24 protein-coding genes are annotated in these 23,282 nt (G+C 69.2%); 20 read left to right on the top strand and 4 right to left on the bottom strand.

The genetic code is table 11. The features are described from left to right. The first annotated feature begins 110 nt into the window (after nucleotides 1–110). The 19 genes from ACWCXB_RS01780 to ACWCXB_RS01870 all read left to right on the top strand — a co-directional run bounded on the left by ACWCXB_RS01780 (nucleotide 111) and on the right by ACWCXB_RS01870 (nucleotide 18,122). A complete protein-coding gene (locus tag ACWCXB_RS01780; RefSeq protein ID WP_450717874.1) occupies nucleotides 111–1,202 on the top strand; it encodes an LCP family protein in 1,092 nt (363 codons plus the stop codon). Between the two features lie 145 nt (nucleotides 1,203–1,347). Further along, complete coding sequence (gene rpmE, locus ACWCXB_RS01785) at nucleotides 1,348–1,572, top strand: 50S ribosomal protein L31 (protein ID WP_093662507.1); 225 nt, start codon at nucleotides 1,348–1,350, stop codon at nucleotides 1,570–1,572. A gap of 105 nt (nucleotides 1,573–1,677) precedes the next feature. Next, a complete protein-coding gene (gene prfA, locus ACWCXB_RS01790) occupies nucleotides 1,678–2,754 on the top strand; it encodes a peptide chain release factor 1 (protein ID WP_450717876.1) in 1,077 nt (358 codons plus the stop codon). A 42-nt stretch (nucleotides 2,755–2,796) separates the two neighbouring features. Then, nucleotides 2,797–3,678: a peptide chain release factor N(5)-glutamine methyltransferase gene (gene prmC, locus ACWCXB_RS01795; RefSeq protein ID WP_450717878.1), complete on the top strand. Its 882-nt coding sequence runs from the start codon at nucleotides 2,797–2,799 to the stop codon at nucleotides 3,676–3,678. A gap of 31 nt (nucleotides 3,679–3,709) precedes the next feature. Next, on the top strand, nucleotides 3,710–4,357 hold the full coding sequence (locus tag ACWCXB_RS01800; protein WP_450717880.1) for an L-threonylcarbamoyladenylate synthase: 648 nt from the start codon (nucleotides 3,710–3,712) through the stop codon (nucleotides 4,355–4,357). After that, a complete protein-coding gene (locus tag ACWCXB_RS01805) occupies nucleotides 4,354–5,019 on the top strand; it encodes an arsenate reductase/protein-tyrosine-phosphatase family protein (RefSeq protein ID WP_450717882.1) in 666 nt (221 codons plus the stop codon). The genes ACWCXB_RS01800 and ACWCXB_RS01805 overlap by 4 nt, the downstream gene beginning before the upstream one ends. A 673-nt stretch (nucleotides 5,020–5,692) precedes the next feature. Then, nucleotides 5,693–6,952: a serine hydroxymethyltransferase gene (locus ACWCXB_RS01810; protein WP_450717884.1), complete on the top strand. Its 1,260-nt coding sequence runs from the start codon at nucleotides 5,693–5,695 to the stop codon at nucleotides 6,950–6,952. Between the two features lie 112 nt (nucleotides 6,953–7,064). Continuing rightward, nucleotides 7,065–8,393: an MraY family glycosyltransferase gene (locus tag ACWCXB_RS01815; RefSeq protein ID WP_450717886.1), complete on the top strand. Its 1,329-nt coding sequence runs from the start codon at nucleotides 7,065–7,067 to the stop codon at nucleotides 8,391–8,393. 277 nt (nucleotides 8,394–8,670) lie between these two features. Beyond that, the gene (locus ACWCXB_RS01820; protein ID WP_450717888.1) at nucleotides 8,671–9,108 is read left to right on the top strand and encodes a hypothetical protein; all 438 of its coding nucleotides are present in this window, start codon (nucleotides 8,671–8,673) and stop codon (nucleotides 9,106–9,108) included. Between the two features lie 228 nt (nucleotides 9,109–9,336). Next, nucleotides 9,337–10,146 carry a F0F1 ATP synthase subunit A gene (gene atpB / locus ACWCXB_RS01825; protein WP_450717890.1) on the top strand — a complete coding sequence of 270 codons (810 nt, stop codon included), beginning with the start codon at nucleotides 9,337–9,339 and terminating at the stop codon, nucleotides 10,144–10,146. Between the two features lie 90 nt (nucleotides 10,147–10,236). Continuing rightward, nucleotides 10,237–10,494, top strand: a complete 258-nt coding sequence (gene atpE, locus ACWCXB_RS01830) for an ATP synthase F0 subunit C (RefSeq protein ID WP_093874070.1) — start codon at nucleotides 10,237–10,239, stop codon at nucleotides 10,492–10,494. A 42-nt stretch (nucleotides 10,495–10,536) separates the two neighbouring features. Further along, nucleotides 10,537–11,082, top strand: a complete 546-nt coding sequence (locus tag ACWCXB_RS01835; protein WP_450717892.1) for a F0F1 ATP synthase subunit B — start codon at nucleotides 10,537–10,539, stop codon at nucleotides 11,080–11,082. After that, nucleotides 11,079–11,894 (top strand): F0F1 ATP synthase subunit delta, encoded by an 816-nt coding sequence (locus ACWCXB_RS01840; protein WP_450717894.1) that lies wholly within the window; start codon nucleotides 11,079–11,081, stop codon nucleotides 11,892–11,894. The genes ACWCXB_RS01835 and ACWCXB_RS01840 overlap by 4 nt, the downstream gene beginning before the upstream one ends. A 130-nt stretch (nucleotides 11,895–12,024) precedes the next feature. Beyond that, entirely contained in the window at nucleotides 12,025–13,623 is a 1,599-nt protein-coding gene (atpA, locus tag ACWCXB_RS01845) for a F0F1 ATP synthase subunit alpha (protein ID WP_385418892.1), read from the top strand. A gap of 20 nt (nucleotides 13,624–13,643) precedes the next feature. Further along, a complete protein-coding gene (locus ACWCXB_RS01850; RefSeq protein ID WP_450717896.1) occupies nucleotides 13,644–14,561 on the top strand; it encodes a F0F1 ATP synthase subunit gamma in 918 nt (305 codons plus the stop codon). Continuing rightward, nucleotides 14,561–16,003 carry a F0F1 ATP synthase subunit beta gene (gene atpD, locus ACWCXB_RS01855; RefSeq protein WP_450717898.1) on the top strand — a complete coding sequence of 481 codons (1,443 nt, stop codon included), beginning with the start codon at nucleotides 14,561–14,563 and terminating at the stop codon, nucleotides 16,001–16,003. The genes ACWCXB_RS01850 and atpD overlap by 1 nt, the downstream gene beginning before the upstream one ends. A 354-nt stretch (nucleotides 16,004–16,357) precedes the next feature. Beyond that, a complete protein-coding gene (locus tag ACWCXB_RS01860; protein WP_450717900.1) occupies nucleotides 16,358–16,729 on the top strand; it encodes a F0F1 ATP synthase subunit epsilon in 372 nt (123 codons plus the stop codon). A 135-nt stretch (nucleotides 16,730–16,864) separates the two neighbouring features. Further along, nucleotides 16,865–17,311 (top strand): DUF2550 domain-containing protein, encoded by a 447-nt coding sequence (locus tag ACWCXB_RS01865; RefSeq protein ID WP_450717902.1) that lies wholly within the window; start codon nucleotides 16,865–16,867, stop codon nucleotides 17,309–17,311. Between the two features lie 64 nt (nucleotides 17,312–17,375). Continuing rightward, nucleotides 17,376–18,122 carry a 4'-phosphopantetheinyl transferase family protein gene (locus ACWCXB_RS01870; protein ID WP_450717904.1) on the top strand — a complete coding sequence of 249 codons (747 nt, stop codon included), beginning with the start codon at nucleotides 17,376–17,378 and terminating at the stop codon, nucleotides 18,120–18,122. A gap of 15 nt (nucleotides 18,123–18,137) precedes the next feature. On the opposite strand, the gene ACWCXB_RS01875 is transcribed toward ACWCXB_RS01870, so the two are convergent. From ACWCXB_RS01875 to ACWCXB_RS01885, 3 genes are all read right to left on the bottom strand, one after another. Then, nucleotides 18,138–19,982 (bottom strand): glycosyl hydrolase family 18 protein, encoded by a 1,845-nt coding sequence (locus tag ACWCXB_RS01875; protein WP_450717906.1) that lies wholly within the window; start codon nucleotides 19,980–19,982, stop codon nucleotides 18,138–18,140. Between the two features lie 159 nt (nucleotides 19,983–20,141). Beyond that, nucleotides 20,142–20,798, bottom strand: a complete 657-nt coding sequence (locus ACWCXB_RS01880) for a response regulator (protein WP_450717908.1) — start codon at nucleotides 20,796–20,798, stop codon at nucleotides 20,142–20,144. Then, nucleotides 20,795–21,997 (bottom strand): sensor histidine kinase, encoded by a 1,203-nt coding sequence (locus ACWCXB_RS01885; RefSeq protein ID WP_450717910.1) that lies wholly within the window; start codon nucleotides 21,995–21,997, stop codon nucleotides 20,795–20,797. Before ACWCXB_RS01885 ends, ACWCXB_RS01880 begins: the two co-directional genes overlap by 4 nt. Before the next feature lie 150 nt (nucleotides 21,998–22,147). On the opposite strand from ACWCXB_RS01885, the gene ACWCXB_RS01890 reads away from it, so the two are divergent. Beyond that, nucleotides 22,148–22,771 carry a hypothetical protein gene (locus tag ACWCXB_RS01890; protein ID WP_450717912.1) on the top strand — a complete coding sequence of 208 codons (624 nt, stop codon included), beginning with the start codon at nucleotides 22,148–22,150 and terminating at the stop codon, nucleotides 22,769–22,771. On the opposite strand, the gene ACWCXB_RS01895 is transcribed toward ACWCXB_RS01890, so the two are convergent. Beyond that, nucleotides 22,688–23,260, bottom strand: coding sequence for a cob(I)yrinic acid a,c-diamide adenosyltransferase (locus ACWCXB_RS01895; protein ID WP_450717914.1), 573 nt, complete (start codon nucleotides 23,258–23,260; stop codon nucleotides 22,688–22,690). The two genes, ACWCXB_RS01890 and ACWCXB_RS01895, sit on opposite strands and share 84 nt — an antisense overlap. Nucleotides 23,261–23,282 lie beyond the last annotated feature (22 nt).

The raw sequence follows: 23,282 nt of genomic DNA on the forward strand, positions 1-23,282 counted from the left end.
GGTCCCTCCGCCGTCTCACAAGTGGCGTAACAAAGCTTGACAGGGTGGACAAACCGTGCCTGAACCAGACGGCCGGGGGGGCAACAGAACCTACGAGGGCTTGAGGAGATATGGCCGACCAGACCAAGGGCAGTCGAATACGAGCCACGGGCACGCGCCGCAGGCAGCGCACCGCGGGGAACCGCGCCGCAACCCTCGCCGCCTGGTCCGCGGCCGCTGTCGTGCTCATCGGGGGGTCGGGCGTCGGCTACGTCTACTTCAAGCTCAACGGCAACATCCAGAGCGTCGACATCAACGCCCAGCTCGGCAAGGACCGCCCCGACAACGTCGACAACGGCTCCATGGACATCCTCGTCCTCGGCTCGGACTCCCGCTCCGGCGCCAACGGCAAGTACGGGGCCGACGACGGCGGCGCCCGCTCCGACACCGCGATGATCGTGCACGTCTACGAGGGCCACAAGAAGGCCGCGGTCGTCTCCGTGCCCCGCGACACGCTCATAGACCGGCCGCAGTGTGCCGACAGCGACGGCAAGGCGGTCGACAGCGAGAGCCGCGCCATGTTCAACACGGCCTACGAGGTCGGCGGCCCCGCCTGCGCGGTCAAGACCGTCGAGCAGATGTCCGGCATCCGCATGGACCACTACATCGAGGTCGATTTCACCGGCTTCAAGAAGATCATCGACGAGCTGGGCGGCGTCGAGATCACCACCACCGAGCGGATCAACGACTCCAAGAGCCACCTCGACCTCGAGCCCGGCACCCACACCCTCGACGGCGAGCAGGCCCTCGGTCTCGTCCGCACCCGCAAGTCCGTCGGCAACGGCAGCGACCTGGGACGGATCCAGCTCCAGCAGGCCTTCATCAAGGCGCTGATCCAGCAGGTCAAGGACGTCGGCGTGTTCAGCAGCCCGAAGAAGCTGTACGACCTGGCCGACAGCGCCACCAAGGCGATCACGACCGACTCCGAGCTCGACTCGGTGCAGGAGCTCGTCGGTTTCGCGAACGGACTGAAGGGCCTCGGCGCCGACGACGTCACCATGGTCACGCTGCCGGTCGAGTACGACAAGATCGACCCGAACCGTGTCGTGCCGCTGGAGAAGCAGGGCAAGCAGGTCTGGACCGCCCTGAAGAGTGATCTCCCGATCCCCGCGTCCGCGACCAAGGGCACCGCCGACGGCCAGGCCAAGGGCATCGTGCGGTAGCCAGGAGCGGTAGCCAGGAATACCTGCGGACCGACCCCGGTTTTGGGAGATACGGCCGGTCCTGGCAGACTGGTACGTCGGCCCCGGTTCACGCATGCGCATCCCGCGCGTGCGACCCGGTGCCCTCCCGAAACTAGGAGACACCTTGAAGCGCGACATCCACCCCGAGTACGTCGAGACCCAGGTGAGCTGCACCTGCGGCGCGTCGTTCACCACCCGTAGCACGATCCAGGGCGGCAACATCCGCGCCGAGGTCTGCTCCGAGTGCCACCCGTTCTACACGGGCAAGCAGAAGATCCTCGACACCGGTGGCCGTGTGGCCCGCTTCGAGGCCCGCTTCGGCAAGGCTGCCGGCTCCGCCAAGAAGTAGCGAGCCACTGCGCCGGTCTTCGGCTGCCCCTGTGCGGGGCGGCCGGGACCGGCGCTTTGCCGTCTCCCCAGCAGCCATCTTCATGCAAGAAACCAGGAGCCCCCGATGTTCGAGGCGGTCGAGGAACTGATCGGCGAGCACGCCGATCTCGAGAAGAAGCTCGCGGACCCTTCGGTCCACGCGGACCAGGCGAACGCGCGCAAGCTCAACAAGCGGTACGCCGAGCTGACCCCGATCGTCACCACGTACCGCACCTGGAAGCAGACCGGGGACGACATCGAGACGGCCCGGGAGTTCGCCCACGACGATCCCGACTTCGCCGCCGAGCTCAAGGAGCTGGAGAAGCAGCGCGAGGAGCTCACCGACAAGCTCCGGCTGCTGCTCGTCCCGCGCGACCCCAGTGACGACAAGGACGTCATCCTGGAGATCAAGGCGGGCGCGGGCGGTGACGAGTCGGCGCTGTTCGCCGGCGACCTGCTGCGGATGTATCTGCGCTACGCCGAGCGCGTCGGCTGGAAGACCGAGCTCATCGACGCCACCGAGTCCGAGCTGGGCGGCTACAAGGACGTCCAGGTCGCGGTGAAGACCAAGGGCGGCAACGGCGCGACCGAGCCCGGGCAGGGCGTCTGGGCGCGGCTGAAGTACGAGGGCGGCGTGCACCGTGTGCAGCGGGTGCCGGCCACCGAGTCGCAGGGCCGTATCCACACCTCGGCGGCCGGAGTGCTCGTCACCCCCGAGGCCGAGGAGATCGACGTCGAGATCAACCCCAACGATCTGCGGATCGACGTCTACCGCTCATCGGGACCCGGCGGCCAGTCCGTGAACACGACCGACTCCGCCGTGCGCATCACGCACCTCCCGACCGGAGTCGTCGCCTCCTGCCAGAACGAGAAGAGCCAGCTCCAGAACAAGGAGCAGGCGATGCGTATCCTGCGCTCCAGGCTGCTTGCCGCGGCCCAGGAGGCGGCCGAGCAGGAAGCCGCGGACGCCCGCCGCAGCCAGGTCCGTACGGTCGACCGCTCCGAGAAGATCCGTACGTACAACTTCCCGGAAAACCGGATCTCGGACCACCGCGTCGGATTCAAGGCGTACAACTTGGACCAGGTGCTCGACGGTGAACTGGATGCCGTGATCCAGGCCTGCGTCGACGCCGACTCCGCCGCGAAGCTCGCCGCAGCGTAAGCCGCGTACATCGAACAGCCCCGCCCAGCCCGGAGGACCAGCGTGCAGTCGCTCCCCGGGGGACGACCCCCGTACCCCCGATCCTTGCTGCTTGCCGAGGTGGCCCAGGCCACCCAGCGGCTGGCCGACGCCGGCGTGCCCTCACCCCGCTTCGACGCGGAGGAGCTCGCCGCGTTCGTCCACGGCGTCAAGCGCGGCGAGCTGCACCTGGTGAAGGACGCGGACTTCGACGCGCGCTACTGGGAGGCCGTCGCCCGCCGGGAGGCCCGCGAGCCGCTGCAGCACATCACCGGACGGGCCTTCTTCCGCTATCTGGAGCTGCAGGTCGGCCCCGGCGTCTTCGTGCCGCGCCCCGAGACCGAGTCGGTCGTCGGCTGGGCCATAGACGCCGTGCGGGCCATGGACGTCGTCGAGCCGCTCGTCGTGGATCTGTGCTCCGGCTCCGGGGCCATCGCCCTGGCCATCGCCCAGGAGGTGCCGCGCTCGCGCGTGCACGCCGTGGAGCTTTCCGACGACGCGATCGGCTGGACCCGGAAGAACGCCGAGGGGTCCAGGGTCACCGTCCATCACGGCGACGCCCTGAGCGCCCTTCCCGAGCTCGACGGCCAGGTCGACCTGGTCATCTCCAACCCGCCGTACATCCCGCTCACCGAGTGGGAGTACGTCGCACCCGAGGCCCGCGACCACGACCCGCAGATGGCTCTCTTCTCCGGCGAGGACGGCCTCGACACCATCCGCGGCATCGAACGCACCGCCCACCGGCTGCTGCGCCCCGGCGGCCTCGTCGTCGTCGAGCACGCCGACACCCAGGGCGGCCAGGTGCCGTGGATCTTCAACGAGGAGGCGGGCTGGGCGGATGCCGCCGACCATCCCGACCTGAACAACCGGCCGCGGTTCGCGACCGCGCGCAAGGCCATGCCGTGACTACCCGCACTGTGTACCAGGAGGCCCGCTGATGGCTCGGCGATACGACTGCAACGACGCGACGGATCGCATCACCGGCCTGCGTGAAGCCGCGTCGGCCGTCCGCCGCGGCGAGCTGGTCGTGCTGCCCACCGACACCGTGTACGGCCTCGGTGCGGACGCGTTCAGCTCGGAGGCCGTCGCCGATCTGCTGGCGGCGAAGGGGCGCGGCCGCAACATGCCCACCCCGGTGCTCATCGGCTCGCCGAACACGCTGCACGGCCTGGTCACCGACTTCTCCGAGCAGGCGTGGGAGCTCGTCGACGCGTTCTGGCCGGGCGCGCTGACCCTCGTGGCCCGGCACCAGCCGTCGCTCCAGTGGGACCTGGGCGACACCCGGGGCACCGTCGCGATCCGGATGCCGCTGCACCCGGTCGCGATCGAGCTGCTCACGGACGTCGGCCCGATGGCCGTGTCGTCCGCCAACCTCACCGGGCACCCGGCGCCCGAGGACTGCGACGCCGCGCAGGACATGCTCGGCGACTCCGTCTCCGTCTACCTCGACGGCGGACCCACGCCCGGCATCGTGCCGTCCTCGATCGTCGACGTCACCGGCAAGGTCCCGGTTCTGCTGCGCGCGGGCGCGCTGGACGCGGAGGAGCTCCGGAAGGTCGTACCCGACCTCGAGGTGGCCAATTGACAGCCCCTGAGGGGCGTGGCATAGGCGGCACGGAGAACACCTTCCGCATCCTCCACGTCAGCACCGGCAACGTCTGCCGCTCGCCGATCACCGAGCGGCTGACGCGGCATGCCCTCAGCCACCGCCTCGGCGACCCTCACCCTGGCTACGCCGTGGGGACCCCCATCGGTGGGCTGATCGTGGAGAGCGCCGGTACATGGGGGCACGAGGGTGCCCCGATGGAGGCCAACGCCGAGACGGTCCTCACCGACTTCGGCGCGGACCCGAGCGGCTTCGTGGGCCGCGAGCTGCTCGACGAGCACGTCATCCGCGCGGACCTGGTGCTGACGGCGACCCGCGACCACCGTGCGCAGGTCATCTCCATGGGCCACTCGGCGGGCCTGCGGACCTTCACCCTGAAGGAGTTCACGCGCCTCGTCCGCGCGATAGACCCGGCGACGCTGCCGGACCCGCTGGACGACGGCGTCGTCGAACGCGCCCGCGCTCTGGTCCGTGCGGCCGCCGCTCTACGCGGGTGGCTGCTGGCGCCCAGCGCCGAGGCGGACGAGGTCTACGACCCGTACGGGGCGCCGATCACGTTCTTCCGCTCGATCGGCGACGAGATCAACCAGGCCCTGGACCCCGTGGTCACGGCCCTGACGGGCGTCCCCACGCGCCGCTGACCCGCTGCACGGGGCTTCGGGCTTCGGCCCCGGTCCCCGCTCCGGGGCGCTGCCCCGGGCCCTTCCTCTACGCCCTGGGGGCGTGGGGAGCCCTACCCCTTCCCACACCGGGGCGCCGGCCCCAGACCCGCCGGGGCTTTGCCCCCTTCCCCCTGCGTCCCCTGGGCCTGGGGGCCCCTCCGCCTTCCCGAACGGGTGCGCTGCCCCGGACCCGCTGGGGCTTCGCCCCCTTCCTCTGTGTCCCGTGGGGCCCTCCGCCTTCCTGGGACTGGCCGCTGCTTCCAGTTCTCGTTCGGCGCGTTGCGCCGGCCCCCGCCGGGGTGCTGTCCCGGGCCCTTCCCTTGCGTCCCGTGGGGCGTGGGGCCTTACCCAGCCCCATGCCTCCACTTGGCCTACGCCCTTCGGGGAGGGGGAACGTCGGCGAGGCCGGAGTTCGGGGTCCTTCCCCGTAACGCCCTGGGCCGTTGGTGGACGCCCAGCCGAGCCAGATCCAGCCCGTCCGGCAATTGAGGACGGACACCCGGCGCCGCCGGACGGTACTGGCCCCCGCACGGGGGGCCTGGGGGGCTTGTCCCCCCGCGTGGCGGACCGCAGCGTGCGGATGCCGGGCGCGTCGGCGGTCACCGGCCTACATTGAAGGGGCCGTAACCCGACGCGAGGCCCGGAGCCCACGATGCCGGTCAGTACTGCACCCACCACCGCCGCTGCGGCCCCCGCGGACTTCGATGCGCTGCGCCGGCAGGATCCGGAGATCGCCGAGGTGCTCCTCGGCGAAAGCACCCGGCAGGCCGACAGCCTCCAGCTGATCGCCGCCGAAAACTTCACCTCGCCCGCCGTCCTCGCCGCCCTCGGCTCCCCGCTCGCCAACAAGTACGCCGAGGGCTACCCCGGCGCCCGCCACCACGGCGGCTGCGAGCTGGTCGACGCCGCCGAGCGCATCGCGGTCGAACGCGCGACCGCGCTGTTCGGCGCGGAGCACGCCAATGTGCAGCCGCACTCCGGCTCGTCCGCCGTGCTCGCGGCGTACGCGGCGCTGCTGCGGCCCGGTGACACCGTGCTCGCGATGGGGCTCGCCTTCGGCGGGCACCTCACTCACGGGTCCCCGGCCAACTTCTCGGGCCGCTGGTTCGAGTTCGTTCCATATGGCGTCGACGCCGAGACCGGACTCCTCGACTACGACCAGGTCCGCAGGCTCGCCCGCGAGAACCGGCCGAAAGCCATCGTCTGTGGCTCGATCTCGTACCCCCGCCACATGGACTACGCCGCGTTCCGTGAGATCGCCGACGAGGTGGGCGCGTATCTCATCGCCGACGCGGCGCATCCGATGGGCCTGATCGCCGGGGGAGTGGCGCCGAGCCCCGTCCCGTACGCCGACGTCGTCTGCGCGACGACCCACAAGGTGCTGCGCGGTCCCCGCGGCGGAATGATCCTCTGCGGCAGCCATCTGGCCGAGCGCATCGACCGGGCGGTGTTCCCCTTCACCCAGGGCGGCGCCCAGATGCACACGATCGCCGCCAAGGCCGTCGCCTTCGGCGAGGCGTCCACGCCCGCCTTCGCGACGTACGCCCACAGGGTCGTCGCCAATGCCGGAGTCCTCGCCGAGGGGCTGGCAGCGGAGGGTTTCGCGATCACCACCGGCGGTACGGACACCCATCTCATCACCGCGGACCCCGCCCCGCTGGGTGTGGAGGGCCGCACGGCACGCGGCCGGCTCGCGGCCGCCGGGCTCGTCCTGGACACCTGTGCCCTGCCGTACGGGGACGGCCGCGGTATCCGGCTCGGCACCGCGGCCGTGACCACCCAGGGCATGGGCGAGGCGGAGATGGCCCGGATCGCCGTGCTGTTCCGCACGGCACTGCGCGCGGAGGAGGATGACATCCGCCACGTACGCGAAGAGGCGAGGGATCTGGCCAGGCGTTTTCCGCCTTATTAAGGACGGACGGGACCGCGTGCAACCGTCCGGGCGCTCCGTATGTCCTCATGCATATGGCCAACAAAGCTAGGGTGTGGGGCTGAGATGGCCAGCGATTCCTGTGGGGCAGCCCGTGCGTGATTACCTGCTGACGCTCTGTGTCACGGCTGCGGTGACCTATCTGCTGACCGGTCCGGTGCGCAAGTTCGCCATCGCGGTCGGCGCGATGCCGGAGATCCGCGCCCGCGACGTGCACCGAGAACCGACTCCGCGGCTCGGTGGCATCGCCATGTTCTTCGGCCTGTGCGCAGGCCTGCTCGTCGCCGACCATCTGCGCAACCTCAACAGCGTCTTCGAACTCTCCAACGAGCCGCGGGCGCTCCTCTCCGGCGCCGCCCTGATCTGGCTGATCGGCGTCCTGGACGACAAGTTCGAGATCGATGCCCTGATCAAGCTCGGTGGCCAGTTCATCGCCGCGGGCGTCATGGTCGCCCAGGGTCTGACGATCCTGTGGCTGCCCATCCCCGGTGTCGGCACGGTCTCGCTCACCCAGTGGCAGGGCACGCTGCTCACGGTCGCCCTGGTCGTCATCACCATCAACGCGGTGAACTTCGTGGACGGCCTGGACGGACTCGCCTCCGGCATGGTGTGCATCGCCTCCGCGGCGTTCTTCCTCTACGCGTACCGGATCTGGTTCGGATACGGCATCGAGGCCGCGGCCCCCGCCACCCTCTTCGCCGCCATCCTCATGGGCATGTGCCTGGGCTTCCTCCCGCACAACATGCACCCTGCGCGGATCTTCATGGGGGACTCCGGCTCCATGCTGATCGGTCTGGTGATGGCCGCCTCCGCGATCTCGGTGACCGGCCAGGTCGATCCGGACGCCCTGAAGCTCTTCGAGGGCGGCACCCGCGAGGCCACGCACGCGGCACTGCCGGTCTTCATCCCGCTGCTGCTGCCTCTGACGATCATCGCGATCCCGGTCGCGGACCTGCTGCTCGCGATCGTCCGGCGTACGTGGAACGGAAAGTCGCCGTTCGCCGCCGATCGCGGCCACCTCCACCACCGCCTCCTCGAGATCGGGCACTCGCACAGCCGGGCCGTGCTGATCATGTACTTCTGGTCGGCGCTCATCGCCTTCGGCGTCGTCCTGTACTCGGTGCACAGCGCGTCCATGTGGATCGTCTTCGCGATCGTCGTGCTGAGCGCCGTCGGCCTGGTCCTTCTGCTGCTGCCCCGCTTCACCCCGCGCGCGCCGCGCTGGGCGGAGGCTTTCGTACCGCCGCGCTACCGGCGCAGGCGCCCGCAGCAGCCGGTGCAGGCGCTCACGTACGACGACGACGGCATGGCCGACGAGATGCCGGAGGAGCGGGTTCCGGTACCCGCCGGCATCAACGGAGCGACCGCGATCGGCGCGCGTGCGCGATTCACGGATCGGCGTAAGGCTGGAACGCCCGGTTGACGTCGGCCTGAAGGTCAGGCCGCATTCACGGCCAATACCAGACAAACTGGTGCACGATCCTGCACACACGCGCAGGATCACTCTCATGTGTGATGGTCGGCACACCCAGTGGGTAAAGACCTATTCAAATAGTTTGTGATACCGTTCACGAGAGCCGGAGACAGAGCCGAAAGACCGTAGTGCGACGGTCTCTTGGCCACGAGACACGCCTCGGACCGGATCTACGCTCGTCCATGACGACACCACTGCCCCCACCCACGTAAGCGGAGCTGCCGCCATGCCGTCCAACGACGCCCGCACCCTTCTCCAGGCCGCCGTGCCCACTGCCGCCGTCGGCGCTGTCGCCGCCGTGATCAGTGGAGTGGTCGCCGGCGGAAAGGGAGCCATCGGCGCTGTCGTCGGCACCCTGGTGGTCATCCTCTTCATGGGCATCGGCATGGTGGTGCTGCAGCGCACCGCCAAGCAGTTCCCGCAGCTCTTCCAGGCGATGGGCCTCATGCTCTACACCGCCCAGCTGCTGCTGCTCTTCATCTTCATGGCCGTGTTCAAGAACACGACTCTGTTCAACCCGAAGGCCCTGGCCTTCACCCTGCTCGCGGCGACCATTGTCTGGGTCGCTGCGCAGGCACGTGCCTACACGAAGGCCAAGATCTTCTATGTCGACCCCGACTCCTCGAAGGCCGAAAAGCCCGAGAAGACGGGGTCGTCGGCATGAGGGGTAGGGCCGGGATAAATGCCCGTTCGGGATCCTGCTATCGTCCGGTGCCAACTGCGGCACTGCGGGCGCGGGTGTCCGAGCTGACGCCTGTCCCAGCGCGAGGCTCGACACCGAACCGCCGCCCCCTTATCCGTAAGACCACCAGTCCAGTGCCGACCCGCGGCTGCTCGCCGCGCCGACACAACGAGGTTGCCGTACCCATGCGCCACGCTGAAGGAGCCCGCGGTGAGTGCTGACCAGACGCTTGCCTTCGACCCGAGCTGTCACATCTTCTCCGGATGCGGCTTCCCGGCACCGGGCCTCCACACGTTCCTCTACGAGCCCATCTTCACCGTGGGCAGCTTCGAGTTCACCAAGCCGATGCTGCTCGCGGTGCTGAGCTCGGTCGTGGTCGTCGGGTTCTTCTGGGCGGCCTTCGCCAAGCCCAAGATGGTCCCGGGCAAGGTCCAGATGGTCGGTGAGGCGGGGTACGACTTCGTCCGCCGCGGCATCGTCTACGAGATCATCGGCAAGAAGGACGGCGAGAAGTACGTGCCGTTCATGGTCTCCCTGTTCTTCTTCGTGTGGATCATGAACCTCTGGTCCATCATCCCGCTGGCGCAGTTCCCGGTCACCTCGCTGATCGCCTTCCCGGCCGGTCTCGCGCTGATCGTGTACGTGGTGTGGGTCAGCCTGACCTTCAAGAAGCACGGCTTCGTCGGCGGCTGGAAGAACATCCTCGGCTACGACAAGTCGCTGGGCGCGATCCTGCCGCTGATCATGGTGCTCGAGTTCTTCTCGAACCTGATCATCCGGCCCTTCACGCACGCGGTGCGACTGTTCGCGAACATGTTCGCCGGTCACCTGCTGATCGTGATGTTCTCGCTGGCGACCTGGTACCTGATGAACGGCCTCGGCTTCGTCTACGCCGGTGCCTCGTTCGTCATGGTCGTCGTGATGACCGCCTTCGAGCTCTTCATCCAGGCCGTCCAGGCGTACGTCTTCGTGCTCCTGGCCAGCAGCTACGTCCAGGGCGCGCTCGCCGAGCACCACTGAGCCGACCGGACCAGCAGCTCCACCCCCTCAACCAGCAGTCGTCCGGTGGCCAACCCCCACCGGGTCATTGAAAGAGAAGGAAGTAACGGCATGTCCGCTGCTCTCGACATGGTCAACCTCGCCGCCGGCGCCAAGGAGAACGTCGTCGGCAACGTCGCCTCGATCGGTTACGGCCTTGCCGCGATCGGCCCCGGCGTCGGCGTCGGCATCATCTTCGGTAACGGCACCCAGGCCCTCGCCCGCCAGCCCGAGGCTGCCGGCCTGATCCGTACCAACCAGATCATGGGTTTCGCCTTCTGTGAGGCGCTTGCCCTCATCGGCATCGTCATGGGCTTCGTCTACCAGTAAGCCGGACCGACAAGCCCAACCCCATTCACGGAAGGCACTGATGTGAACGCTCTGTTCCAGCTTGCGGCGGAGGAGCCTCAGAATCCTCTCGTCCCGCATCTCGACGAGCTCGTCATCGGCCTGATCGCGTTCGTCATCGTCTTCGGCTTCCTCGCCAAGAAGCTCCTCCCGAACATCAACAAGGTTCTGGAGCAGCGCCGCGAGGCCATCGAGGGTGGCATCGAGAAGGCCGAGTCGGCCCAGATCGAGGCCCAGAGCGTGCTCGAGCAGTACAAGGCTCAGCTCGCCGAGGCCCGTCACGAGGCCGCACGTCTGCGCCAGGAAGCGACCGAGCAGGGCACCGCGATCATCCAGGAGATGAAGGCGGAAGGCCAGCGGCAGCGCGAGGAGATCATCGCTGCCGGCCACGCCCAGATCGAGGCCGACCGCAAGGCCGCCGCTCAGGCGCTGCGCCAGGACGTCGGCACGCTCGCCACCGAGCTGGCCGGGAAGCTGGTCGGTGAGTCCCTCGAGGACCACGCCCGCCAGAGCCGCACCATCGACCGCTTCCTCGCCGAGCTCGAGGAGAAGGCCGAGGCTGCCCGATGAACGGAGCGAGCCGCGAGGCACTGGCTGCCGCACGTGAGCGTCTCGACGCGCTGACCGACAACACGTCGGTCGACGCGGCGAAGCTCGCCGAGGAGCTGGCCGCCGTTACCGCGCTGCTCAACCGCGAGGTGTCGCTGCGTCGGGTCCTGACCGACCCGGCGCAGGCCGGTGAGGCCAAGGCCGAGCTGGTCGCGCGACTGCTGAGCGGTCAGGTGGGCGGCGAGACCGTCGACCTGGTCTCCGGCATGGTCCGTTCCCGCTGGTCGCAGTCGCGGGACCTGGTGGACTCGGTCGAGGAGCTGGCGGCCTCCGCCGACCTCATCACCGCCCAGCAGGCCGGCGCGCTCGACGACGTCGAGGACGAGCTGTTCCGGTTCGGCCGGATCGTCACCTCCAGCACCGAGCTGCGGGCCGCGCTGACGGACCGCTCCGCGGCGGCCTCCGCCAAGGGCGAGCTGCTGCGCAGCCTGCTCGGCGGCAAGGTCCACCCCGTCACCGAGCGTCTCGTGGTCCGACTCGTGACCGCGCCTCGGGGACGTAGCCTGGAAGCGGGACTCGAGTCCCTCTCCAAGCTCGCCGCGGCACGGCGGAACCGCATGGTCGCCGTCGTCACCTCGGCGGTGCCGTTGACCGACGAGCAGAAGCGGCGCCTCGGAGCCGTACTGGCGAAGCTGTACGGCCGCGAGATGCACCTGAACCTGGACGTGGACCCCGAGGTCCTCGGCGGGATCTCGGTGCGCGTCGGCGACGAGGTCATCAACGGGACCATCGCGGAGCGCCTCGAAGAGGCGGCTCGGCGAGTGGCCGGCTGACCAGCCACCAAAACAAGACGCATGACCAACGGCCCGTGTTGGGCCGTGCAGAGATTGCAGAAGATTCCTGGGGGTCGCCCCCAGACCCCCAAAGAAACTTCGGGCCCAACAAGGAGAGCAGGGAACCCAGATGGCGGAGCTCACGATCCGGCCGGACGAGATCCGGGACGCGCTGGAGAACTTTGTCCAGTCGTACAAGCCGGACGCGGCCTCGCGCGAGGAGGTCGGTACGGTCAGCCTGGCCGGCGACGGCATCGCGAAGGTCGAGGGTCTGCCCTCGGCCATGGCGAACGAGCTGCTGAAGTTCGAGGACGGCACCCTTGGTCTCGCCCTCAACCTCGAGGAGCGCGAGATCGGCGCGATCGTTCTCGGCGAGTTCAGCGGTATCGAGGAGGGTCAGTCGGTGCAGCGCACCGGTGAGGTCCTCTCCGTCGGTGTCGGCGAGGGCTACCTCGGCCGCGTTGTCGACCCGCTCGGCAACCCGATCGACGGCCTCGGCGAGATCGCGACCGAGGGCCGCCGCGCCCTCGAGCTGCAGGCCCCTGGCGTCATGCAGCGCAAGTCGGTGCACGAGCCCATGGAGACCGGCTACAAGGCCGTCGACGCCATGACGCCGGTCGGCCGTGGTCAGCGTCAGCTGATCATCGGTGACCGTCAGACCGGCAAGACCGCCCTGGCCGTCGACACGATCATCAACCAGCGTGACAACTGGCGTTCGGGCGACCCGAAGAAGCAGGTCCGCTGCATCTACGTCGCCATCGGCCAGAAGGGCTCCACCATCGCGTCCGTGCGCGGCGCGCTGGAGGAGGCCGGAGCGCTCGAGTACACGACGATCGTCGCCGCCCCGGCGTCCGACCCGGCCGGCTTCAAGTTCCTGGCGCCGTACACCGGTTCGGCCATCGGCCAGCACTGGATGTACGACGGCAAGCACGTCCTCATCATCTTCGACGACCTGTCGAAGCAGGCCGACGCCTACCGCGCCGTGTCCCTGCTGCTGCGCCGCCCGCCGGGCCGTGAGGCCTACCCGGGTGACGTCTTCTACCTGCACTCCCGTCTGCTGGAGCGCTGCGCCAAGCTCTCCGACGACATGGGCGCCGGTTCGATGACCGGTCTGCCGATCGTCGAGACCAAGGCCAACGACGTGTCGGCGTTCATCCCGACCAACGTCATCTCCATCACGGACGGCCAGTGCTTCCTGGAGTCCGACCTGTTCAACGCCGGTCAGCGTCCGGCCCTGAACGTCGGTATCTCGGTCTCCCGTGTCGGTGGCTCCGCCCAGCACAAGGCCATGAAGCAGATCTCCGGCCGTCTGCGCGTGGACCTCGCCCAGTTCCGTGAGCTCGAGGCGTTCGCCGCCTTCGGTTCCGACCTGGACGCGGCCTCCAAGGCGCAGCTGGAGCGCGGTCAGCGCATGGTCGAGCTGCTCAAGCAGGCTCAGTACCAGCCGATGGCCACGGAGGACCAGGTCGTCTCCATCTGGGCCGGCACCACCGGCAAGATGGACGACGTTCCGGTCAAGGACATCCGTCGCTTCGAGTCCGAGCTGCTGGCGTTCCTCCGCCAGAACAACTCGGGCCTCATGAGCTCCATCCGTGAGGGCGGCAAGATGTCCGACGACACGCTGCAGGCCGTCGGTGACGCCATCGCGGAGTTCAAGAAGCAGTTCGAGACCTCTGACGGCAAGTTGCTCGGCGAGGAAGCTCCCGCTGCCGTCAACGTCTCGAAGTGACGACGGAAGGGACCTGACTCATGGGAGCGCAGCTCCGGGTCTACAAGCGTCGCATCAAATCCGTCACCGCGACGAAGAAGATCACCAAGGCGATGGAGATGATCGCCGCCTCGCGTGTCGTCAAGGCGCAGCGCAAGGTGCAGGCGTCCACTCCGTACGCGACCGAGCTCACGCGCGCGGTCACGGCGGTGGCCACGGGTGGCAATGACAAGCACCCGCTGACCACCGAGGCGGAGAACCCGACCCGTGCCGCGATCCTGCTCCTCACGAGCGACCGCGGTCTGGCCGGCGCCTTCAACTCCAACGCCATCAAGGCGGCGGAACAGCTGACGGCGAAGCTGGAGGGCGAGGGCCGCCAGGTCGACGTGTACGTCGTCGGCCGCCGCGGCATCGCGCACTACACCTTCCGTGAGCGCAAGCTGGCCGACTCGTGGACCGGCTTCACGGACCAGCCGGAGTACGGGGACGCCAAGAAGATCGCGGCTCCGCTCATCGAGGCGATCGAGCGGGACACGGCCGAAGGCGGCGTGGACGAACTCCACATCGTCTACACCGAGTTCGTCTCGATGATGACGCAGACGGCGGTCGAGGCCCGGCTGCTGCCCCTCAGCCTCGACGAGGTGGCGAAGGAGGCGGGCGCCACGGACACGCTGCGTCCGCTGTACGACTTCGAGCCGTCGGCGGAGGACGTCCTCGACGCCCTGCTGCCGCGCTACGTCGAGAGCCGTATCTACAACGCGCTGCTGCAGTCGGCTGCTTCCAAGCACGCCGCCACGCGCCGCGCGATGAAGTCGGCGACCGACAACGCGGGTGAGCTGATCAACACGCTCTCCCGACTTGCCAACGCGGCCCGCCAGGCCGAAATCACCCAGGAAATCAGCGAGATCGTCGGTGGCGCGAGCGCCCTGGCCGACGCGACCGCGGGGAGTGACAAGTAATGACGACCACTGTTGAGACGGCCGCCGCCACGGGCCGCGTCGCCCGGGTCATCGGCCCGGTCGTCGACGTGGAGTTCCCCGTCGACGCGATGCCGGAGATCTACAACGCGCTGCACGTCGAGGTTGCCGACCCGGCCGAGGAAGGCGCCAGGAAGACCCTGACGCTCGAGGTCGCCCAGCACCTCGGCGAGGGTGTCGTGCGCACCATTTCCATGCAGCCCACCGACGGCCTGGTCCGCCAGGCGGTCGTGACGGACACCGGCGCGGGCATCACGGTGCCGGTCGGTGACGTCACCAAGGGCCGCGTGTTCAACACGCTGGGCCAGATCCTGAACGAGCCCGAGGCCGAGTCGGAGGTCAGCGAGCGCTGGTCCATCCACCGCAAGGCCCCGGCGTTCGACCAGCTCGAGTCCAAGACCGAGATGTTCGAGACCGGCCTGAAGGTCGTCGACCTTCTCACCCCGTACGTCAAGGGTGGAAAGATCGGTCTGTTCGGTGGCGCCGGTGTCGGCAAGACCGTCCTCATCCAGGAAATGATCATGCGTGTGGCGAAGCTGCACGAGGGTGTTTCCGTGTTCGCCGGCGTCGGTGAGCGCACGCGTGAGGGCAACGACCTCATCGCCGAAATGGAAGAGTCCGGCGTTCTGGACAAGACCGCGCTGGTCTTCGGCCAGATGGACGAGCCCCCGGGCACGCGTCTGCGCGTGGCCCTGGCCGGTCTGACCATGGCGGAGTACTTCCGCGATGTGCAGAAGCAGGACGTGCTGTTCTTCATCGACAACATCTTCCGCTTCACGCAGGCCGGTTCCGAGGTCTCCACGCTGCTGGGCCGTATGCCCTCCGCGGTGGGTTACCAGCCGAACCTCGCGGACGAGATGGGCATCCTGCAGGAGCGCATCACCTCGACCCGCGGTCACTCGATCACCTCGATGCAGGCGATCTACGTCCCCGCGGACGACCTGACCGACCCGGCCCCGGCCACCACCTTCGCCCACCTCGACGCGACGACGGTTCTCTCCCGTCCGATCTCCGAGAAGGGCATCTACCCGGCCGTGGACCCGCTGGACTCCACGTCCCGGATCCTGGACCCGCGTTACATCACGCAGGAGCACTACGACGCCGCCACGCGCGTCAAGGGAATCCTGCAGAAGTACAAGGACCTCCAGGACATCATCGCGATTCTCGGTATCGACGAGCTGGGCGAGGAGGACAAGCTCGTTGTCCACCGCGCCCGTCGTGTCGAGCGGTTCCTGTCCCAGAACACCCACGCGGCGAAGCAGTTCACCGGTGTGGACGGTTCGGACGTGCCGCTCGACGAGTCGATCGCCGCGTTCAACGCGATCTGCGACGGTGAGTACGACCACTTCCCCGAGCAGGCGTTCTTCATGTGCGGTGGCCTCGAGGACCTCAAGGCCAACGCCAAGGAGCTCGGCGTCTCCTGAGTCCCGTGACTCGTGGAAGGGGGCGGGTTCCGTCCCGCCCCCTTCTCCACGCCTCCCGGGGGGCAACCCCCGGACCCCCGGCCGAAAGACCCGGGGCGGGCCCGTGCGTTTCGGCGCGCGGACCCCTACGCCGCATCTTCCGGGGGGCAACCCCCGGACCCCCGGCCGAAAGACCCGGGGCAGGCCCGTGCGTTTCGGCGCGCGGACCCCTACACCGCATCTTCCGGGGGGCAACCCCCGGACCCCCGGCCGAAAGACCCGGGGCGGGCCCGTGCGTTTCGGCGCGCGGACCCCTACTAGACTTATGACCCAACACCCGGCATGACCGCCGGGTGGTGACCCGAGGAGCCACCCTTGGCTGCTGAGCTGCACGTCGAGCTGGTCGCTGCCGACCGCCAGGTCTGGTCCGGCGAGGCCACCCTGGTCGTCGCGCGCACCACGTCCGGCGACATCGGCGTCATGCCCGGTCACCAGCCGCTGCTCGGTGTGCTGGAGTCGGGCCCGGTGACCATCCGTACGAGCGAGGGAACGGTCGTTGCCGCTGTGCACGGCGGCTTCATCTCGTTCTCCGACGACAAGCTCTCGCTGCTGGCGGAGATCGCCGAGCTGGCGGACGAGATCGACCAGCAGCGCGCCGAGCGCGCGCTGGAGCGCGCAAAGTCGGAGTCCGACGCCGCCGCCGAGCGGCGCGCCGACGTCCGGCTGCGTGCGCTGGCGGTGCGCTGAGCGCGCACCGCGCCGATGGATCACCCTCAGCCGCGGCTCGGGCTGGACTTCTCCAGACCGGGTCGCGGCTGAGGCAATGCAGGTGCAGGTGCAGGTTGTATTCCGCTACGGGACGAAGCGAGGAGGTCGGTGGAGATGTTCCTCGCTCTGCTCGTGAGCGGCTTGGTCGTCGCACTGGTGGTGATCGGGCTCTTCGTCTTCGGCTTGCGACGCAGGCTGATCCAGCGCTCGGGGGGCACCTTCGACTGCAGCCTGCGCTGGAACGTACCGGAGGAGAGGGACCACTCCGGTAAGGGCTGGGTGTACGGGGTCGCCCGCTACAGCGGTGACCGGATCGAGTGGTTCCGTGTCTTCTCGTACGCGCCCCGCCCCCGCCGCCTGCTGGAGCGCGCCGCGATCGAGGTGGTCGCCCGGCGGTTGCCCGAGGGCGAGGAGGAGCTGGCTCTGCTCTCCGACTCGGTCGTCCTCGGCTGTCTCCACCGTGGCACCCGCCTGGAACTGGCCATGAGCGAGGACGCGCTCACCGGCTTTCTCGCCTGGCTGGAGGCAGCGCCTCCCGGACAACGAGTCAATGTCGCCTGAAAATGAGGGGGCTCGTTGGATGGGGGTGCCCCCGGACGAAGTTCCGGGGGAGGGTCAGCGTGGTGTGAGCCGAGTGGCCGGTGACGGCACAGTCGGCATCGCCCTCGTCGGGCCGGGGGAGTGCCATGTGTGGTCCGCCGAGGCCCATTGGGTGCCCGAGTTGCTCGACCTGCTGGACGACGGCGAGCGTGAGCGCTGTGCGCAGTTCCGCCGCGAGGAGCACCGGGCGCTGTATCTGACAGCCCATGCCCTGGCCCGCCGGGTCGTTGCCGCGCAGCTGGCCGTCGATCCGCGCGACGTGACCTTCGTACTCGTCTGCAAGCACTGCACCGAGCCGCAGGGCAGGCCGCACGGCAAGCCGACTCTGCCGGGTACCCCGCTGGAGCTCTCGCTGTCGCACTCGGGCCGCCGGGTGATGGTCGCGCTGACGACGGCAGGGCCGGTCGGCGTCGACATCGAGGAGATCGCCAGGCAGGCGGACCTGCCGCTCGATGTGCTCTCCGCGCCTGAGCGGGCCGAGCTGGAGCGGCTGCCGGCGGCTGAGCGGGGCGCCGCCTTCACCCGTTACTGGGCCCGTAAGGAAGCCGTGCTCAAGGCCACCGGCGAAGGACTGATGGTCGACCCCGCGACACTGACGGTGACCGGGCCCGCCGCGCCCGCGCAGCTGATCGAGTGGCGGGAGCGCCTCGAGCCGCACCTTCCGGTGCGGCTCGAGGACCTTGACGCAGGTGATGACTACCGGGCGGCGGTCGCCGTCGTGGGGGACGACGACCGCGTCCAGGTGGTGCAGCACTCGGACGTACGGGTCTGAGGAGACCCGTAACCGCTATCCGAGGCCGCTGTTGATGGCGCTGACCAGTTCACCGTTCGCCGTGTCACCGGAGAACTCCCAGAAGAACGCGCCTCCCAGGCTCTGGTTCTTCGCCCAGCTCATCTTTCCGTTGATCGTCGACGGGGTGTCGTAGCTCCACCAGTTCGAGCCGCAGTACGCGTACGCCGTACCCGCGACCGTGCCGTTCGCCGGGCAGGAGTTCTTGAGGACCTTGTAGTCCTCGATCCCCTGCTCGTACGTGCCGGGCGCCGGTCCGGTCGCCGTGCCACCGGGTGCCGACTGGGTCACGCCCGTCCAGCCGCGGCCGTAGAAGCCGATGCCGAGGAGCAGCTTTCCGGCGGGGACACCCTGGGCCTTGAGCTTGGCGATCGCGTCCGCGGAGGTGAAGCCCTGCTGCGGGATGCCGGTGTACGAGGTGAGCGGCGAGTGCGGGGCGGTCGGACCGTCCGCGTCGAAGGCGCCGAAGAAGTCGTACGTCATCACGTTGTACCAGTCGGCGTACTGCGCGGCGCCCGCATAGTCGGTCTTCTCGATCTTGCCGCCGCTGCTGGCGTCGGCCGTGATGGCGGCCGTGACCAGGTTGTTCGAACCGAACCTGGCACGCATGGCCTGCATCATGTTCTTGAACGCGGCCGGGCCGCTGCTGTCGCAGGACAGACCGCAGGCGTTGGGGTACTCCCAGTCCAGGTCGATGCCGTCGAAGACATCGGCCCAGCGCGGGTCCTCGACCAGGTTGTAGCAGGACTGGGCGAAGGCCGTGGGGTTGGCCGCGGCCTGGGGGAAGCCGCCGGACCAGGTCCAGCCGCCGAAGGACCAGAGCACCTTGATGTTCGGATACGCCTTCTTCAGCTTGCGCAGCTGGTTGAAGTTGCCGCGCAGCGGCTGGTCCCAGGTGTCGGCGACGCCGTCGACGGACTGGTCGGCGGTGTAGGCCTTGTCGTAGTCGGCATAGGCGTCACCGATGGTGCACTGGCCGTTCTGGACGTTGCCGAATGCGTAGTTGATGTGGGTGATCTTCGACGCGGAACCGGAGGTCACCAGGTTCTTCACGTGGTAGTTGCGTCCGTAGACGCCCCACTCGGTGAAGTAACCCAGCTTGACCTTGCCGCCGCCTCCGCCACCGCCGCCGCCGGTGGTGCGGACGGCGCGGGCGCCGCTGACGGGGCCCGTCTGGTCGGCCGTGTCACGGGCCTGGACGGTGTACGAGTAGTCCGTACCGGCGGTCAGCCCCGTGTTGGTGTACGTGAGGCCGGTGACCGTCGCGATCTTCGTACCGTCGCGGAGGACGTCGTAGTTCTTGATGCCGTTGTCGTCGGTGGCCGCGGTCCAGCTCAGCGTCACCGAGGTGTCGGTGATGTTGCTCGCGGACGGGGTGCCGGGAGCGGACGGCGGGTTGTCGCCGGGGATGCTGCCGCCGTCGCAGGAACCGCCGTTGATCTTGCAGTTGGACGGGGAGCCGGGTCCCGCGCCGTTGAAGCCGAACGACACCGAGGCGCCGGGGGCGAGGGTGCCGTTGTACGACTTGTTCCTGGCGGTCCAGTGGGTGCCCGAACTGGTGACGTCGGCGTCCCAGGCGGAGGTGACGGACGTGCCGGAGGGGAAGTCCCACTCGACGGTCCAGGAGGAGATCGAGGTGGTGCCGGTGTTCTTCACCGTCCACTTGCCCTCGAATCCGGTTCCCCAGTCCTGGACCTTGGTGTACGTGGCGGTGGCGGAGGTGGCTGCCTCGGCGGGAGTCGCCAGGCCGACCATCGCGGCGAGGGGGAGCAGCAGGGCGGTGAGTCCCGCCGTCGCTCTGGATCTGAATCTGCTTCTGTTGCGGGGGGTGCTCGTGCTCAAGGGGTGCTCCTCGAGTTGCGGACGGCCAAATCGGGGGTCGGTCCGTGCACAGCACTCCGCGGAGTCACCGCGGTATGCCGTGCGGTGAGAGTAGGAAGGTCTGGACCAATCGTCAATAGGTCCAGACCATAGTCGAACGCGGGTGCGTGCCGAGGCCGCTCAGATCCCCAACTCCTGTGCCAGCACGGCCGCTTGGACCCTGCTCCGCAGATCGAGCTTCCCCAGCAGCCGGCTCACATGCGTCTTTGCCGTCGCCTCCGCCATCTCCAGCCGCACGGCGATCTCGGCGTTCGACAGCCCCTGCCCCAGGCAGGCCAGCACCTCACGCTCACGCCGCGTCAGCGCGTCGATCACCGCAAGGTCCGGCGCGTCCGGGGAGCGAACGGGGGTGGGCGCCGCGAACTCCGCGATCAACCGCCTCGTCACGGCCGGGGCGATCAGCCCCTCGCCGCGCGCCACCGTCCTCACGGCCTCGATCAGATCCTTCGCGTCCGTGTTCTTCAGCAGAAAGCCCGCGGCCCCGGCACGCAGCGCCCCGAAGACGTACTCGTCGAGATCGAACGTCGTCAGTACGAGAACGTCGGCGAGGCCCTCGTCGACCACTTGCCGCGTCGCCGACACCCCGTCGAGCCGGGGCATCTGCACATCCATCAGCACCAGATCCGGCCGCAACTCCCGGGCCAGGCGCACCGCCTCCTCGCCGTCCCGGGCCTCGCCGACCACCTCGATGTCGGGGGCGCTGCCCAGGATGAGGACCAGCCCCGCCCGTACGGCGCTCTGGTCCTCCGCGACCAGCACGCGGATGACCCTGCTCATGCCGACGGCTCCTTGTCGTTCTCCATGGGCAGTACCGCCCGCACCTGCCACACCTTCGCCGGTCCGCCGGGCGGCCCCTCCACCGGACCCGCCTCGAACGTCCCGCCCAGCAGCGCCACCCGCTCGCGCATACCCACGAGACCGGCGCCGGAACCCGGGGCCCGCGGCCCCGGCCGGCTGCCGAACGGGCTGCACACCGTCACCGTCAGCGCCTTCCCCGCCGCGCCTGCGAGGCGCACCGCGACATCGCCGGGATCCGCATGCTTCAGCGCGTTCGTCAGCGACTCCTGCACGATCCGGTACGCCGCGAGCTCGACCGGCGCGGGCAGCGCCGCGCCCTGCTCCCGGGCGTCGTCCAGAGAGAAGCCGAGCCCGCTCGCCTCGCCGTTGGTACGAGCCTTGGCGACCAGCGCGTCCACGGCGGCGAGGGTGGGCGCGGTGGCCGGCTCCCCGTCGTCGTCGCTGTCGCGGAGCAGGCCGATCAGCCGGCGCATCTCGGACAGGCCCGCCACGCTGTTCTCGCGGATGACCGTGAGCGCTTGCCGGGTGGTCGCCGGCTCGTCGAGGGAGAGCGCGGCCGTGGAGTGGATGGCGATCGCCGACAGATGGTTGGCGACCATGTCGTGCAGCTCGCGCGCCATCCGGGCACGCTCGGCGATGACCGCCTGCCTGCGGTCCATCTCGGCGAGCAGCGCGGTCTGTTCGGCGCGCAGCCGGGCCGCGTCGGCGGCGTCGCGGTGGTTGCGGACGATCGCCCCGGTGGCGGCCGGGGCGAAGCCGACCAGACCGACCACCAGCCCGATCGTCAGGGCTTCCGGCTTGCGGAACCAGGCCAGGAACCCGATCGTCGCCGCGACCGTGACGATCCCCGTGGTCCACGGAATGCGCCGGGCCGAGGCCGGGGGGCCGTACACCACGGCCGCGTAGACCAGGTCCGTGAACATCACGATGGTCACCAGGCTGCCGGCGGTGAACTGGTCAGCCACGATGGCCATCGTGCCCACGACCAGGGCGAACTGGGGCCGGGTACGGCGCAGCGCCTCCATGGCCGCCATGACGGTGAGCGGCATGAGCACCGCCCAGCGGCCCAGAAAGGGATACGGGGTGGTGTGCAGACCGAGCGCCCACAGCAGCACGCCGCCGAGCAGGCCGGCGACCGCGATGAGGACATCGTCGCGGTGGGGGCGGGGAAGTCTCACGCCCCCATCCAACACGGTGCGGTGGACCGCGACCTCCTCGTACCGGCCGATACGGCACTACATCGAACGATGCAGTCATGGTTCGTCACTGATGACGACGATCCACGGCGGCGGGCCCGGGAGCCTGGAGGGAACGAAGGGAGCGCTGCCGTGATCGTCGCGCTGATCGTGATCTGTGAGGTCGGCTTCTGGGTGCTGCTGGCCGCCGGGCTGGCCGTGCGCTATCTGCTCAAAATGCCGCGGGCCGGCCTCGCGCTGCTGCTCTGCGAGCCGCTGCTGGAGGTCGTGCTGCTGGTCGTCACGGCCCTCGACCTCAAGAACGGCGGCGAGCCGAGCTGGAAGCACGGTCTGGCCGCGCTCTACATCGGCTACACCGTCGGCCACGGCCACCGCACCATCAAGTGGCTCGACGGCCATGCCGCGCACCGCATCGGCGGCGGCCCGCCGCCGCTCAAGCCGCCCCGCCACGGCATGGCCCGCGCCCGGCACGAGGGCCGGGTGTGGCTCGGCACGGCCGTGGCCGCCGCCGTCGCCACCGTGCTGCTCCAGATCGCGATCCGGTACGTGGACGACCCGTCCAGGACCGGCCCGCTGACGATGTGGATGTACGGCGCGTGGCGGGCGGCGGGCATCCACGGCCTGATCGCGCTCAGCTACGCGATCTGGCCCAAGAAGGGCTCCCCGGAACCGTCAGCGCTCCCCACCCGGCACCCAGAGGACGTCCCCGACCGCCTTGTTGGCCGTTCGGGCCAGAATGAACAGCAGGTCCGATAGCCGGTTGAGGTACGTCGCCGTGAGCACGTTCATCGTCTCGCCGTGGACCTCCAGCGCCGCCCACGTCGAGCGCTCAGCCCGCCGCACCACCGTGCACGCCTGGTGCAGCAGCGCCGCGCCGGGGGTGCCGCCGGGCAGGATGAAGGAGCGGAGCTTCTCCAGGTCCTCCAGGAAGCGGTCGCAGTCCGCCTCCAGCTTGTCGATATACGACTGCTCCACCCGCAGCGGCGGGTACTTCGGGTCCGCCACGACCGGCGTCGAGAGATCCGCGCCGACGTCGAAGAGGTCGTTCTGGACCCGGACGAGGACCTTCACGACCTCCTCCGGCAGCTGCCCGAGCGCGATGGCCGTGCCGATGACCGCGTTGGCCTCGTTGGCGTCGGCGTACGCCGAGATGCGCAGATCGGTCTTGGCCGTGCGGCTCATGTCGCCGAGTGCCGTCGTGCCCTTGTCGCCGGTGCGCGTGTAGATGCGCGTCAGATTGACCATGTGGCCAGCCTAGTTATGCGCC

Source organism: Streptomyces sp. NPDC001514 (genome assembly GCF_053597075.1).